This window comes from Luteococcus sediminum (assembly GCF_054783495.1).
On record NZ_BAAGQL010000049.1, the window covers coordinates 37,432 to 52,912 of the forward strand.

General features: G+C 69.2%; 11 protein-coding genes. 9 read left to right on the top strand and 2 right to left on the bottom strand.

Features of this window, described 5'->3' with window-relative positions; translation table 11 throughout:
• Positions 1-35 precede the first annotated feature (35 nt).
• Genes ACYVKA_RS15275 through ACYVKA_RS15285 form a run of 3 tightly spaced genes read left to right on the top strand, consistent with a single transcriptional unit; the run spans position 36 to position 4,530 of the window.
• A complete protein-coding gene (locus ACYVKA_RS15275) occupies positions 36-671 on the top strand; it encodes a TetR/AcrR family transcriptional regulator (RefSeq protein WP_460706726.1) in 636 nt (211 codons plus the stop codon).
• Complete coding sequence (locus tag ACYVKA_RS15280; RefSeq protein WP_460706728.1) at positions 665-2,398, top strand: ABC transporter ATP-binding protein; 1,734 nt, start codon at positions 665-667, stop codon at positions 2,396-2,398. Before ACYVKA_RS15275 ends, ACYVKA_RS15280 begins: the two co-directional genes overlap by 7 nt.
• Complete coding sequence (locus ACYVKA_RS15285) at positions 2,395-4,530, top strand: ABC transporter ATP-binding protein (protein WP_460706729.1); 2,136 nt, start codon at positions 2,395-2,397, stop codon at positions 4,528-4,530. The genes ACYVKA_RS15280 and ACYVKA_RS15285 overlap by 4 nt, the downstream gene beginning before the upstream one ends.
• 124 nt (positions 4,531-4,654) lie before the next feature.
• Here ACYVKA_RS15285 and ACYVKA_RS15290 read toward each other — a convergent pair whose 3' ends face one another.
• Positions 4,655-5,272, bottom strand: a complete 618-nt coding sequence (locus ACYVKA_RS15290) for a glycoside hydrolase family 19 protein (RefSeq protein ID WP_460706731.1) — start codon at positions 5,270-5,272, stop codon at positions 4,655-4,657.
• A 142-nt stretch (positions 5,273-5,414) separates the two neighbouring features.
• Between ACYVKA_RS15290 and ACYVKA_RS15295 the strand changes: the two genes are divergently transcribed.
• Entirely contained in the window at positions 5,415-5,924 is a 510-nt protein-coding gene (locus ACYVKA_RS15295) for a flavin reductase family protein (RefSeq protein ID WP_394275850.1), read from the top strand.
• A 6-nt stretch (positions 5,925-5,930) separates the two neighbouring features.
• Here ACYVKA_RS15295 and ACYVKA_RS15300 read toward each other — a convergent pair whose 3' ends face one another.
• Positions 5,931-6,284, bottom strand: coding sequence for a BlaI/MecI/CopY family transcriptional regulator (locus ACYVKA_RS15300; RefSeq protein ID WP_394275851.1), 354 nt, complete (start codon positions 6,282-6,284; stop codon positions 5,931-5,933).
• A 270-nt stretch (positions 6,285-6,554) separates the two neighbouring features.
• Between ACYVKA_RS15300 and ACYVKA_RS15305 the strand changes: the two genes are divergently transcribed.
• From ACYVKA_RS15305 to nifJ, 5 genes are all read left to right on the top strand, one after another.
• Positions 6,555-8,882 carry a helix-turn-helix transcriptional regulator gene (locus ACYVKA_RS15305; RefSeq protein WP_460706733.1) on the top strand — a complete coding sequence of 776 codons (2,328 nt, stop codon included), beginning with the start codon at positions 6,555-6,557 and terminating at the stop codon, positions 8,880-8,882.
• Positions 8,883-8,943: 61 nt separating this feature from the next.
• Complete coding sequence (locus ACYVKA_RS15310; RefSeq protein WP_460706735.1) at positions 8,944-9,273, top strand: thiamine-binding protein; 330 nt, start codon at positions 8,944-8,946, stop codon at positions 9,271-9,273.
• Positions 9,266-9,871: a GNAT family N-acetyltransferase gene (locus tag ACYVKA_RS15315; protein ID WP_460706737.1), complete on the top strand. Its 606-nt coding sequence runs from the start codon at positions 9,266-9,268 to the stop codon at positions 9,869-9,871. The genes ACYVKA_RS15310 and ACYVKA_RS15315 overlap by 8 nt, the downstream gene beginning before the upstream one ends.
• Positions 9,872-10,003: 132 nt before the next feature.
• On the top strand, positions 10,004-11,710 hold the full coding sequence (locus ACYVKA_RS15320; RefSeq protein WP_460706739.1) for an NAD(P)-binding protein: 1,707 nt from the start codon (positions 10,004-10,006) through the stop codon (positions 11,708-11,710).
• A complete protein-coding gene (gene nifJ / locus ACYVKA_RS15325) occupies positions 11,710-15,480 on the top strand; it encodes a pyruvate:ferredoxin (flavodoxin) oxidoreductase (protein WP_460706741.1) in 3,771 nt (1,256 codons plus the stop codon). The genes ACYVKA_RS15320 and nifJ overlap by 1 nt, the downstream gene beginning before the upstream one ends.
• The last annotated feature ends 1 nt before the right edge of the window (position 15,481 follow it).

Here is a 15,481-nt window from a genome sequence, read left to right on the forward strand (position 1 = left end):
TGGGTGAGTGAGTGCTCACTCACTACCTTTGGCCCGTGACACCCCGAGCACCAGCCCTCCCCCCGGACCAGCGACGGGCCGCCATCCTGCGCGCCGCCCGCCCCCTGCTGCTGGAACGGGGAGGCACCTTCACCACCCGGCAGGTCGCCGAAGCTGCCGGAATTGCCGAGGGCACCCTCTTTCGCATCTTCGACACCAAGCGCGAACTCATGCAGGCCGTGATCAGCGACGCCATGGACCCCACCGATGTCTGCGAGGACCTGGACGCCATCGATTGCTCGCTGCCCCTGGTGGACAGGGTGTCCCGGGTCCTGGAACGGATGCAGCGCGCCATCGACGACGTGAGCGCCGTCTTCACTGCGCTCTTCCAGATGCCCGATGCCGACGGGCTCACCAGCCCCGGGCATCACCACTCCCCGGATGCCAAGGCGCGCAGCGAGGCGCACTCGCGCCAGCTCCAGGAGGCCATCGCGCGCGTCCTGGCCGCCGATGCCAACGCCCTGGCCTGCGGTCTGGACGAGGCCGCGGCCCTGGTGGGCTCGATGGCCTTCGCCACCGCCCACCCGCACGTCACCCACCACCCGAGTTCCACCCCCCGAGAACTCGCCGAGCTGCTGCTGGGCGGCCTGGCCCCCGCACGATGCACGTCTGACAAGGAATCCCCGTGCTGATCAAAGTCATCAACACCTACATCAAGCCCTACCTGGGGCTGGTGGGCACCGTCCTGCTGCTGCAGCTGGTGGCGACGATCGCCTCGCTCTACCTGCCCAACCTGAATGCCCGGATCATCGACCAGGGCATCGCCAAGGGCGACACCGGCTACATCTGGAGCCACGGCAACTGGATGCTGGGCGTCAGCCTGGTGCAGGTGCTGGCCCAGGTGGCGGCCGTCTGGTTCGGTGCCCGCGCTGCCATGGGCTTCGGGCGTGACGTGCGCGATGCCGTCTTCCACCGGGTCCTGGCCTTCAGCTCCCAGGAGCTCAGCCACTTCGGCGCCCCCTCCCTGCTGACCCGCACCACCAATGACGTGCAGCAGGTGCAGCAGCTGGTGCTGATGACCTGTGTGATGATGATCAGCGCCCCGATCACCATGGTTGGCGGCGTCTTCATGGCCGTGCGCGAGGACGCCGGCATGAGCTGGCTGATCCTGGCGGCCGTCGTGGCCCTGGGCATCGGCATCGGCATCATCATCGCCCGGGTCACCCCGCTGTTCGCCCAGCAGCAGACCCGCATCGACACCCTGAACCGGGTGCTGCGCGAGCAGATCACCGGCATCCGCGTGGTGCGGGCCTTCGTCCGTGAGCCCCACGAGTCGCGTCGCTTCGACCAGGCCAATGCCAGCCTCACCCGCACCACCACCAGCGTCGGGCGCCACATGGCCAGCCTCTTCCCCTTCGTGACCCTGATCATGAACCTGGGTTCGATCGGCGTCATGTGGTTCGGCGGGCACCGCATCTCCGACGGGCACATCCAGGTGGGCCAGCTGACCGCCTTCCTCACCTACCTGATGCAGATCCTGATGAGCGTGATGATGGCCACGATGATGGTCTTCTTCGTGCCCCGCGCCGCTGTCTGCGCCCGGCGCATCATGGAGGTGCTCACCACCGACAGCACTGTCCTGCCGCCGGCCGAGGGCGTCACCGAGCTGGCCGGCCGCGGCACCCTGGAGATGCGCGACGTCGAGTTCACCTACCCGGGCGCCGAGTCCCCGGTGCTGGGCGGGATCAACTTCACCCTGGAGCCGGGCCGCACCACCGCCATCATCGGCTCCACCGGTTCGGGCAAGTCCACCCTGGTGAACCTGGTGCCGCGCCTGTTCGACGCCACCGGCGGCCAGGTGCTGGTCGACGGCGTCGACGTGCGCGAGCTCGACCCTGACACGCTGTGGGCCCGGATCGGCCTGGTGCCGCAGAAGCCCTACCTGTTCACCGGCACCGTCGCCTCGAACCTTCGCTATGGCAAGCCCGATGCCACCGACGAGGAGCTGTGGGAGGCGCTGCGCACCGCCCAGGCCGAGGACTTCGTCCGGGCCATGGACGGCCAGCTCGACGCCCCGGTCAGCCAGGGCGGCACCAATGTCTCGGGTGGGCAGCGACAGCGACTGTCCATCGCCCGCGCGCTGGTCAAGAAGCCCGGCATCTACGTCTTCGACGACTCCTTCAGCGCCCTCGACGTCGCCACCGACGCCCGTCTGCGCGCCGCCCTGGCCCGCGAGGTGGCAGACGCCTCGGTGCTCGTGGTCGCCCAGCGGGTCTCCACCATCCGCGGCGCCGACCAGATCCTGGTGCTGGAGGACGGCCACATTGTGGGCCGCGGCACCCATGACGAGCTCCTGGCAAACTGCCCCACCTATGTCGAGATCGTCGACTCCCAGCTGAGCGCCGAGGAGGCAGCATGAGCAGCAACGAACCCGTCACCCCGCGCCACGCCATGCCCGACGTGCCCCGTCACGCTGAGTTCGACGCGCCCCGCCACGCCATGTCCGAGCCCGAGGGCCCGCTGCCCCAGGCGGTCGAGGGTGCCGTCACCCTCAATGCCGACCAGGCCGCCGCGGCCGCCGTGGACGAACAGAGCGCCCCGGCGCGGCCCAAGCACGGCCCCGGCCGCGCCCACGGCCACGGCCCGATGGCCATGGGTGGAACGGTCGAGAAGCCGGTGAACTTCGGCGTCTCGCTGCGTCGGCTGCTCGGCCACCTGCGCCCCGAGCGTCGCCTGATCGGTTCGGTGGTGGTGATGGCCGCCGTCGGCGTGGCCGCCAATGTGGCGGGACCCAAGATCCTGGGCCGTGCCACCGACGTCATCTTCGCCGGTGTGCTGGGCCAGCAATTGGGCCAGCGGGTCCCGGCCGGCACCCCGACCGAGGCGGTCATCGCCCAGATGCGCGCCGCCGGGCAGGGCGACATGGCCGACATGGTGCAGACGATGGGCGTCGTGATCGGCCAGGGCATCGACTACGACCACCTGGGCCGTGTGCTGCTGCTGGCCCTGGGCCTGTTCGTCGGCAGCTCCCTGCTCGGCCTCGCCCAGGGCTGGCTGCTCAACGGCGTCGTGCAGCGCTCGATCTACCGGATGCGCCAGGAGGTCAGCGCCAAGCTCGACCGACTGCCGCTGAGCTATTTCGACAAGCAGCCGCGCGGTGAGCTGCTCAGCCGCGTCACCAATGACATCGACAATGTCTCCCAGACGCTGCAGCAGACCCTCTCGCAGCTGCTCAATGCCCTGCTGACGCTGGCGGGCGTACTGGTGATGATGTTCTGGGTGAGCTGGCAGCTGGCCCTGGTGACGCTGTTGATCATCCCCATCTCGGGGGTGCTCGCCGGCTTCATCGGCAAGCGCTCGCAGAAGCTCTTCGCCCAGATGTGGAAGTCCACCGGCGAGCTGAACGGGCACATCGAGGAGGCCTACTCGGGCCATGCGCTGGTCAAGACCTTCGGCCGCCAGCGCGAGGTGGAGGAGGTCTTCGCCGAGCACAACGACGGGCTCTACCGAAGCGCCTTCGGCGCCCAGTTCATCAGCGGCATCATCATGCCGGTCATGTTCTTCGTCGGGAACCTGAACTATGTGGCCATCGCAGTCCTGGGCGGGCTCAAGGTGGCCAGCGGCTCGATGCGCCTGGGCGACGTGACCGCCTTCATCCAGTACTCCCGCATGTTCACCCAGCCGGTCACCCAGGTGGCCAGCATGTCGAACCTGCTGCAGTCGGGCGTCGCCTCGGCCGAGCGCGTCTTCCAGGTGCTGGATGCGCCGGAGCAGTCCGCCGAGGCGGCCGGTTTGCTGCCCACGCCGCTGGCCGGTCGGGTGGTCTTCGACGACGTGAGTTTCCGCTACCTGCCGGAACGTCCCCTGATCGACGGGTTGGACCTGGTGGCCGAGCCGGGCCAGACGGTTGCGATCGTCGGGCCGACCGGTGCCGGCAAGACGACGCTGGTCAACCTGCTGATGCGCTTCTACGAACTGCAGGGCGGCAGGATCACCATCGACGGCGTCGACATCGCCACCGTCCCCCGTGGCGAGCTGCGCGGCCAGATGGGCATGGTGCTGCAGGACACCTGGCTCTTCGGCGGCACCATCCGGGAGAACATCGCCTATGGCCGTCCGGGCGCCACCGAGCAGGAGGTCGTCGAGGCCGCGAAGGCCGCCTATGTCGACCGCTTCGTCCACTCGCTGCCCGACGGCTATGACACCGTCATCGACGAGGAGGGCTCGAACGTGTCGGTGGGCGAGAAACAGCTGATCACGATCGCCCGCGCCTTCCTCTCGGAGCCGTCGATCCTGATTCTCGACGAGGCCACCAGCTCGGTGGACACCCGTACCGAGGTGCTGGTGCAGCAGGCAATGAACAACCTGCGCACCGACCGGACCAGCTTCGTGATCGCGCACCGGCTGAGCACGATCCGCGACGCCGACCTGATCCTGGTGATGGAGGACGGCGCGATCGTCGAACAGGGCACCCATCGCGAGCTGCTGGAGGCCAAGGGGCACTACCACGACCTCTACCAGGCCCAGTTCGCGGCGCCGGTGGAGGCCTGAGGCACACGCAGGGGGCGTCGGGCACACGTTGCAGTGTGTGCCCGACGCCCCTCGTACGTGCTCGAGTGGCCTCCAGTGTGCTCGAGGCACCTCGATGGTGCTCGACCCCAGGGGCTCGACGGCCTCAGTGGCGGTAGCAGATGGTCGACGAAGGCGCCTTCTTCCCGCTGAAGGCCTGGTAGGCGCGCTTGAAGTCGGCGCAGCGCTCGGCGTCCTCGCGGGCACTGGCGGCGTAGCCGACATTGCGGCTGATGCGGCCCATGTCGAAGCGATCGGCGGCCTTGTTGCTGGTGGGACGGGCCGTGGTCCAGTACCAGGTGGCGATGGCCGCGGAGTGACGCGGAGTGGCTGCCGCGGCGGGATTGCTGCGCAGGTTCACACCGATGGCCCTGCCGGCGGCGCCGTAGTTCCAGGCGCCGGTGAGCTGCATGTAGCCACGGCCCTTGTAGCGGGCACGGGAACCGCGCTCGCTGGCCGACGGGTCCACCCGGCTCTCGTTGACCAGGGTCGCCAGGAAGGCGGCCTTGCGCTGCGGCGTGGTGATGCTGGCCTTGCGCATCTGGCGGTTCAGTTCCGGCAGGTTCTTGGCGACGCGCGGGTTCGAGTCGACGCGGGCGCCGAAGACCTGGCGCAGCTGTGCCTCGGTGACGTCGCCCGCGGCCTGGGCCGGAGTGGCGAGACCGCCGGCGAGCAGCAGTCCGCCGACGGTCGGAAGGGCAAGGAGGGGGTGGATCGGGGTCACGCGGATCCTTCTGGGATGGGGGTGGAGGTCCCACGCTCTCATGAGGAAAAGCTGAGAACAAATTCATCATTTGCTCAGCCAGCTGGCCCACCGGGGACGCGAACCAACCGTCGGGCACGCACTCCTTGGCACAATGGGCCTCGTGACGATCCACGCCAGCCATCCCTTCGCAGACGACCAACGCGACCAGGCACGTGCCCTGCGCGGACGCCTCGGAGGCCGGGTCTGCCTGCTCACGGCCGGCGAGGGACGTGCCCGTGCGGGCTGGACGGTCAGTTCACTACTGCTGGTGGATGGACCCCAGTGGCAGGTGGTGGCGATGGTGGACCCGGACAGCGACCTGGCCGAGCGGATCGGCCAGACCGGGCGCGCGGTCCTACACCTGTTGGAGGGGCCGCACCGTTACCTCGCCGATGTCTTCGCAGGCCTGGCCCCGGCGCCCGGCGGCGCCTTCCGTGGCAAGGGGTGGACCCAGACCAACCACGGCCCCCGCCTCGACGAGGTGGGCAACTGGGCCGCGCTGGAGCTCGAGCACAGCACCGAGCTGGGCTGGAGCCAGGCCCTGGTACTGCGCGTCGTGGAGGCCGTCACCGATGCCGATCCCCAGCCGCTGCACCACGTGCGCGGCCACTACCGGACCCTGGAGGACTGAGGAACCTCAGCTGGCCTCCAGCTCGGCGCCCACCACAGTCCGCTGGTGCTCGTCGAGGGCCTTGACGAAGCGCCGTAGCACCTCGTCGCCCGACCCCTCCGACTGCATCAGGGCCCCCACCATCTGCTCCAGCACCAGGTCGGCGCGGGAGTCGACGGACCGGTAGAGCCAGGCCCGGCCGCCGCGTTCACGGGAGACGATCCCCTTCTTGGCGAGCCGGTCGAGCACCGTCATCACCGTGGTGTAGGCCAGCGGGCGGTCCTGCAGGAGTGCCTCGTGAACATCCCTGACCGACAGCACTTCCTCCTGCTGCCAGAGGATCTCCATGATCTGGAGTTCAAGTTCACCAAGGATTGCCATGCCTGCATGGTATCCGGCCCCAACGCCAGGGAGCTCGTGCCAGGGCCCTTCTGGACATCAGACCCAATGCCCCTTGGCACACACGCGGCAGTGGGTGACCCGATCCTGTCCAGCGGGTGACCCGACGGGTGACATCAACCCCAGCGCCGGGCTAGCCTGTTCGGAAGCATCGGGGCTCCCACGGGTCGGAACCGAGCTCAGACACGACGGCCGGGGACGAACATGGACACAGGCGGGAACGGGGAGGCACGCGACGACGCGCGACCGTTCGTGACCCCGCCGCGCCTGCTCGACGCGCTCGACCGCGTCCTGCGCACCCGGGTCGCCGTCGTCTCCGGGCCCGCCGGCCACGGCAAGAAACGCCTGGTCCATGCTTGGCTGGAGGCACACCCGGAGCTCGAGTCCCGCTGGATCGCCGCCCCACAAGAGCTCGACGAGGTCGAGCCCGCCCGGAACCCATCCGAGCTGCGCGTGCTGGTGGTGGCGCGCCCCAAGCTGCTGGCCGACTCCACCTTCGTCTCCCGCGCCCTGGAACTCGCCGAACGTGACCCCTCGATCCGGCTGGTCTTCGCCGGGCGCTCCCGCCCCGACGCCCCGCTCGGGTCGCTGGCCGCCCGGGGCCTGCTGGTCAACATCGAGACCGACCAGCTGGCACTGACCCGCGACGAGGTGGCGCAGCTGCTGACCCCCGACAATCCCGACCTGCCCGAGTTCGCGCTCGACACCATCATGGAGAGCTCTGGTGGCTGGCCGGCTGTGGTGCAGATGCTCACCGGCGAAACCCTCACCTGGGCCCACAGCTCCTCGGCGGTGCGCCTTGCCGACAGCTACCTCGTCGACGAGGTGCTGTCCGGGCTGGATGAACAGGACATCGCCCTGCTGCAGGAGCTCTCCCCCCTGCCCACCCTCGATCCCCTGGCTGCCGCCTGGATGACCGGCCGCGGCGACGCGGCGGCCCAGTTGAGCCGGCTCCAGGCCCACGGGGTGCCGATCACCTGGGACGATGCGAACACCATCCGGCTAAACCCCTTGCTGCGCGCCCACCTGGGCCGCCAGCTGGCCCGGGAGCGCCCCGAGGAGCATGCCCACCTGATCGAACGCGCCAGCCTGTGGTTGCGCAACCGCCAGCGCCCGATGGAGGCGATGGGCCTGGCCATGCAGGCCGGGTTGCTTGACCTGGCCTGGATGATCGCCGGCGAGTTCATCACCATCAACATGGACCGCCCCGACCTGGTGCACTCCATGCCCGAGCTGGTGGAGCTGCTGCCGCCGGGCTGGGAGATCGACATCGTGCGCTCGATCTCGCGTGGCATGGCCACCCCGCAGACGATGGTGGCGCAGATGAACGCGATCGACCCCCAGCTACTGGTGGAGCGCAATGACACCGGACGCCTGGGTTACGTGGCCCTGGCCCTGGGCATGGTGCGCAAGGTCGGCTATCCCTGCGAGGTGGATGTCTCACTCGCGCTGGAGATCGCCGGCTCGCTGGACGCCCGGGGAATCCACGAACTCGACCACGCACTGCTCGCGGCGGTGCACACCGAGTACGGCCTCTACCTTCTGCACCACGGCCGCCTCGCCGAGGCCAATGAGCAGCTGCTGGCCGGCCTCGGACTGGCGCGGGTGGTGAACGTGCCGTGGGCGACGGTCTGCTGTCTGTCAGCCCTGAGCTACCTCAATGCCGAGCAGGGCGCGGTGGACTCCTCGCACCGGCTGGCCGACGAGGCCATCCTGACCGGCTCCGACACCGTCTTCAGCACCGACTCACTCGACGAGTTCGCCATCCTGGGGCTGGCGCTGACCGCAGTGGACACCGGCGACCTGGCCTCGGCCCGTCGCTGGCTGGACACCCTGGACCAGCATGCCGAACTGCTGCGGGAGAACGACGCCTTCCGCACCCACGTGCGCTGCGCCGTGGCGGTGATGCAGGGTGACCCCGCCCAGGCCTTGCGCCTGGTGGAGGCCTTCCGCGACGAGGCGGCCACCCAGGCCACCGAGATGCATGCGATGCTGGTGGGCGTCTCGGCCGTCGACGCCGCGATCACCTTGGGCGACGTGGCCCTGGCCGAGCACGAGTACCAGCAGCTGATGCACCTCGACCTGCCCGAGATGGGCAGCCGACTGGTGGTGCTGCAGGCACGAATCTTCCTGGCCCGGGGTGACGCACGCGCGGCCCACGAGATGCTGCGGCCGCTGGCCGAGGGCCAGGTGCAGCTGGAGCACCCCAAGGACACCCTCTACTCGTTGATGATCTTCGGGGTGGCGGCCGACGAGCTGCACCGCCCCGACGAGGCGCTGCGCGCCTTCCAGCGCGCCGGTGTCCTGGCCGAACGGCTGGGACTGAACACGCCCCAGGCGCGGCACACGACGGTGGCCGTCGCCAGCCGGCAGGAGGTGCCGCTGACCACTGCGGAGCGCCACGTCCTGGAGCACCTGGATGCCAGCAAGACGCTGGGGGAGACGGCCGAGGAATTGTTCATCTCGTTGAACACCCTCAAGACGCACCTTCGTCGGGTCTACAAGAAGCTCGGGGTGGCCAACCGCGAGGAGGCCATCGACCGGGCGCGCGTGATGGGCCTGCGGCCGCGCACGGACTGAACCGGCTCCCCTCGAACCGGACCGGCCCTGCCACGGCGCGCACCGCGCCTAGTCTGGGTCCATGCTCGTTGCCTTCAGTGTCGCCCCGTCCGGAACCGGCCCCAGGGGCCGGGAGAATCCCGATGCCTCCGTGCACGATGCCGTCGCCGCGGCGGTGCGGATCGTGCGCGAGTCGGGCCTGCCCAACCGCACCGACTCGATGTTCACCACGATCGAGGGCAGTTGGGAGGAGTGCATGGAGGTGGTGCGCCGCGCCACCGAGGCTGTCGGCGAGTACGGCAGCCGGGTCGCGCTGGTGCTCAAGGCCGACATCCGTCCCGGCCACACCGGCGAGCTGACCGGCAAGCTGGAGCGACTGGAGGCAGCACTGGAGCAGTCCCCGGATGAGTGAAGCCATCATCCGCCCCGCCACGGTGGCGGATGCGCCCTACATGACCCAGTGCCACATCGAGTGCCTGGCCGAGACCTATGCCCACATCATGCCGCCGGCCTTCGCCCAGCAGCGCCGCGACCGCTTCCGGGCAGAGGTGGACGAGCTGGTGGTCCAGCTCGTCGAGGCCGAGCAGGCCGAGGCCGCCGATAGGCAACCCGTGCGGCGCCACTGGTTGGCCGAGCTCGACGGTGAGGTGGTGGGCGTGGCCGCCTCCGGCCCGGGCGTCGCTCCGTGGGAGCTGGAGTACTTCAGCAATCCCGAGCCCCCGGTGGGCTTCAACCTGGACCACCTCTACACACGCGCCCGCACCCACGGCTCCGGCCTGGGGCCACGGATGCTCGCCACGGCGCTGGCCCGGCCCGGCAGCGACGAGCCGCTGGCCGCCTGGCTGTGGATCATGCGCGAGAACCCCCGCGCGGAGGCCTTCTACCGCCGCCACGGCTTCGTCGACGACGACCTGGACGGACGCCTGCCAGGCGCCCTGGAGGTGGATTGCGGACCCACCTGGTTCCACCGGCCCATGTTCAGGATGTGGCGCCCCGGGGCCGACACCTGATCCCACGTTGGCTTGCGGCGATGCCCTGCCTTGGCGGCTTGGGGCAACCCTGGCCATTTTTCCGGCCCCCAGCGTGGTTACTATCGGCTGTAGTGGGCGCGACCGGATGCGTCCCGCGTGGAGGGATTGAGCATGGAGCAGCCAGGATCCGACCCCCGAGGCGAGGCCACCGCGGCCCAGCCTGCAGCCAGCAGCCCCGTCGTCACGGCCAAGACCCGCGGTGACATCACCGAGCTGCCCGATCTGGCCACCGGCACCAGCCGCGTCGGGCCGGTGCGCAGCCGGATGCCGATCTACGTCGACCTGCTACCGCCCTGCAATGCCGGCTGCCCCGCCGGGGAGAACATCCAGGAATGGCTGCGTCTGATCAAGCACGGCAAGGCCGAGGCCGCCTGGCGCCAGCTGACCCGTGACAACCCCTTCCCCGCCATCCACGGCCGCGTCTGCTACCACCCCTGTGAGGTGGCCTGCAATCGCGTGGAGCTGGACGGTGCGGTGAGCATCCACTCGGTGGAGCGCTTCCTGGGCGACGAGGGCATCAAGCACGGCTGGCAGTTCGAGAAGCCGCGCCACTCCACCGGGCACAAGGTGCTGGTCATCGGCGCCGGACCCTCGGGCCTGTCCGCCGCCTACCACCTGACCCGTCTGGGCCACCAGGTGGAGATCCGCGACTCCGGCGACAAGCCCGGCGGCATGATGCGCTGGGGCATCCCGGAGTACCGCCTGCCCCGCGACGTCCTCGACGCCGAGGTGGCGCGACTGGTGGAGATGGGCGTCACGATCACCCTCAACCACACCGTCACCGACCTGTTGGCCGAGCAGACCCAGGGCGGCTTCGATGCCGTCTTCGTGGCCGTCGGCGCCCACCTGTCCAAGCGTGTCGACATCCCCAACCAGGACGCCAGCCGCATGGTGGATGCCGTCAGCTTCCTGCGCGACGTCGCCAGCGGCGAGCGTCCCGTGCTGGGCCGCAAGGTGGCCGTCTACGGCGCCGGCAACACCGCCATGGACGCCGCCCGCGTCGCCCGTCGACTGGGTGCGGAGGAGTCGGTGATCGTCTACCGCCGCACCAAGGACCAGATGCCGGCCCACGAGCTGGAGGCCGTCGAGGCCGAGCGCGAGGGCGTCAAGATGAACTGGCTGCGCACCATCAGCTCGATGGACGAGGCCGACCTGACCGTCGAGATCATGGAGCTGGACGAGAACGGCAAGGCCCGCGGCACTGGCCAGTTCGAGAAGCTCGAGGCCGACACCGTCATCCTCGCCATCGGCCAGGAGGCCGACACCGGCTTCCTGCACGGCATCCCCGGCATGAGCTTCACCGGCGACGTCGTCAACGTCGACCCCAAGACCCTGATGACCGACGTCCCCGGCATCTTCGCCGGCGGCGACGCGGTGCCCAGCGACCGCACCGTCACCATCGGCGTCGGGCACGGCAAGAAGGCCGCGGCCCAGATCGACGGCTGGCTCAACCGGGCCACGCCGAGGCAGCGGGTCAAGCACCCGGTGGTCACCTTCGATGACCTGCACCTGTGGTACTTCGGCGACGACCACACCCAGCGCGAGCAGCCCGAGCTGGCCGTCGAGCAGCGTTTCGACTTCGACGAGGTGGTGGGCGGCCTCGACGCCGACCAGGCCCTGTTCGAGGCGCAGCGGTGCCTGAGCTGCGGCAACTGCTTCGAGTGCGACGGCTGCCTGGGTGCCTGCCCCGAGGATGCGGTGATCAAGCTCGGCGAGGGCCATCGCTACCGCTTCGACTACGAGAAGTGCACCGGCTGCGCCAGCTGCTACGACCAGTGCCCCGTGCACGCCATCGAGATGATCCCGGAGGGGAACTGATGTCCACCACCACCCGAAACCAGCAGCCCTTCCCGCAGGAGCCGGTGCGCGACCAGCACGCCTACATCGCCAGCCCCGCCATGCTCTCGGCCACCTCCCGCGTGGAGGACGGCGCCACCCTGGCCCCGCCGATCCCCGAGAGCACCCACGGCATCCTCGCCGAGGTCGGCGGCCACGAGCCGCCGCCGATCGAGCCCGGTGAGCGCCTGATCGTCGACGGCAACGAGGCGGCGGCCGACGTCGCCTACCGGCTCAACGAGCTGTGCAGCATCTACCCGATCACCCCCAGCTCAACGATGGCCGAACTGGCCGACGATTGGGCCAGCCACGGCCGCGAGAACATCTTCGGCCAGGTGCCCACCGTCATCGAGATGCAGTCCGAGGCGGGAGCCGCCGGTGCCATGCACGGCGCCCTGCAGGGCGGTGCCATGTGCACCACCTTCACCGCCAGCCAGGGTCTGCTGCTGATGATCCCCAACATGTACAAGATCGCCGGCGAGCTGACCAGCACCGTCTTCCACGTCGCCGCGCGATCCCTGGCCACCCAAGGCCTGAGCATCTTCGGCGACCACCAGGACGTGATGGCGGTGCGCCAGACCGGCTGTGCCCTGCTCAGCTCGGCCTCGGTGCAGGAGGCGCACGACATGGCGCTGATCAGCCAGGTCTCGACGATGCACACCCGCATCCCCTTCGTGCACTTCTTCGACGGCTTCCGCACCAGCCACGAGCTCAACACGCTGGAGCGGCTGAGCAATGACGTGCTGCGCTCGATGGTCTCGGAGAAGCTGGTGCAGGAGCATCGGGCCCGCGCCCTGAGCCCGGCCCATCCCTTCATCCGCGGCACCGCCCAGAACCCGGACACCCACTTCCAGAGCCGCGAGACCGCCAATCCCTTCTACAGCTGGGCGCCGGCGGTCGTGCAGAAGGTGATGGACACCTTCGCCGAGAAGACCGGCCGCCAGTACCACCTGGTGGAGTACCACGGCGCCCCCGATGCCGAGCGCGTCGTGGTGGTGATGGGATCGGGCGCCCAGACCGTCGAGCAGACCATCGACCACCTGGTCGCGCAGGGCGAGAAGGTCGGCATGGTGCAGATGCGCCTGTACCGCCCCTTCCCCACCCAGGCAGTGCTGGAGGCCATCCCCTCCACGGCCCGCCGGATCGCGGTGCTCGACCGCACCAAGGAGCCCGGCGCCGGCGGCGAGCCGCTCTTCCTCGACATCGTCTCCGCCCTCGGCGAGGCCGTCGCCGACGGTCGCCGCGCCGGGATGCCGACCGTCATCGGCGGCCGCTACGGCATCTCCAGCAAGGAGTTCACCCCCGGCATGGTGGCCGGCATCTTCGAGGAGCTCGCGGCGGAGCGTCCCCGCCCCCGCTTCACCGTCGGCATCACCGACGATGTGATGCACCTGAGCCTGGACTACGACGCCGACCTCGACATCGAGGACTCCAAGACCCTGCGCGCGGTCTTCTACGGCATGGGCTCCGACGGCACTGTCGGCGCCAACAAGAACACCATCAAGATCCTCGGCTCCGACCCCGAGACCTACGCGCAGGGCTACTTCGTCTACGACTCGAAGAAGTCCGGCTCGCGCACGGTCAGCCACCTGCGCTTCGGGCCCAATCCGATCAAGGCGCCCTACCTGGTGAGCAAGGCGGGCTTCATCGGTTGCCACCACTGGTCGATCCTGGAGCGTGTCGACGTGCTCGAGTACGCCCGGCCCGGCACCACCCTGCTGATCAACTCGCCCCATCCCGCCGAGGAGGTCTGGGACCACCTGCCGGCCCCGATGCAGCAACGCATCATCGACCTGGACATCGACGTCCACGTCATCGACGCCAATCAGGTGGCCAGGGCCGTCGGGCTGGGCGGGCGCACCAACACGGTGCTGCAGACCTGCTTCTTCGCCATCTCGGGTGTGCTTCCCCGGGAGAAGGCGATCGAGAAGATCAAGAAGGCCATCACCAAGACCTACTCGAAGAAGTCGATGGAGATCGTCGCCAAGAACCACAAGGCGGTCGATGCCTCGGTCGAGCACCTGGTGCACCTCGAGATCCCCCAGCAGGTCTCCAGCCAGCACGGCCTGCTGCACCCCGTCCCACACGACGCGCCCCGCTTCGTGCAGAAGGTCACTGCGCCGATGCTGGCAGGCAAGGGTGACGACCTTCCCGTCTCCGCCCTGCCCGTCGACGGTTCCTACCCGTCGGGCACCACCCGTTACGAGAAGCGCAATGTCTCCGACCTGATCGCGGTCTGGGACCCGGAGGCCTGCATCCAGTGCGGCAACTGCTCCTTCGTCTGCCCGCACGCCGTCCTGCGCGCCAAGTACTACGACCCCAGCAAGCTGGAGGGCGCCCCGGACGGCTTCGAGTCGGTGGCGCTGGACGCTGCGGGCCTGCCGCAGACCGGCTACACCCTGCAGGTCTATGCCGAGGACTGCACGGGCTGCGGACTGTGCGTGGAGGCCTGCCCGGTCACCCCGATCGGCCAGCCCACCCGCAAGGCGATCAACCTGGAGACGGTGCTGGACCGCACCAAGGAGAAGGAGAACGTCGAGTTCTTCGAGACCATCCCGCTGAACAACCGTTCCCGCGTCGACTTCGGCACCGTGCGCGGCACCCAGTTCCTGGAGCCACTCTTCGAGTTCTCCGGGGCCTGCTCCGGTTGTGGCGAGACGCCCTACCTGAAGCTGCTCACCCAGCTCTTCGGTGACCGTGCCACCGTCGCGAATGCCACGGGCTGCTCGTCGATCTATGGCGGCAACCTGCCGACCACCCCGTGGGCGAAGAATGCCCAGGGCCGTGGCCCGGCCTGGTCCAACTCGCTCTTCGAGGACAATGCCGAGTTCGGCCTGGGCCTGCGCCTGGCGGCGGACTTCCAGACCAACCTGGCCCGCACCCGCCTGGAGCAGTTGCGTTCCGAGATCGGCGACGACGAGCTGGTCGACGGCCTGCTGGAGGCCCCGCAGGCGCGCGAGAACGAGCTGGCCCGCCAGGCTGAGCGCCTGCAGCGGCTCAACGAGAAGCTGGCCCACCTGGAGGGGCCGGTGGCCGACGATCTCCGCAGCGTCGCGGATCACCTGCTGCGCCGCTCTGTGTGGATCGTGGGCGGCGACGGCTGGGCCTATGACATCGGCTCCGGGGGTGTCGACCACGTGCTGGCCAGCGGCCGCAATGTGAACATCCTGGTGCTGGACACAGAGGTCTACTCCAACACCGGCGGCCAGTCGTCGAAGTCGACACCGATGGGTGCCGTGGCGAAGTTCGCCTCGGGCGGCAAGCTGACCCACAAGAAGGACATGGCCATGCAGGCGATCGCCTATGGCAATGTCTACGTCGCCCGGGTGGCGATGGGTGCCGATCCGCAGCAGACGCTGAAGGCCTTCCGTGAGGCGGAGGCCTATGACGGCCCCAGCCTGATCATCGCCTACAGCCACTGCATCGCCCACGGGCTCGACATGCGCAAGGGCCTGGACCAGCAGTACAAGGCGGTCAACTCCGGTCACTGGCCGCTGGTGCGCTACAACCCGGTGGTGCGCCAGGACGGGGGCAATCCCTTCCTGCTCGACTCGCCGCGGCCACGATTGACCTTGAAGGAGTACCACGCCGCCGAGCTGCGCTTCAAGATGCTGGCCAATGCCGACCCGGTCGAGGCCGAGCGACTGACCACGCTGGCGCAGGAACAGGTGGAGCGGCGTTGGACCGAGTACGAGCGGATGGCCACCCGCCATGCCGAGGAGTTCGCCGACGACGCCCGGAAGGACCTCTGAG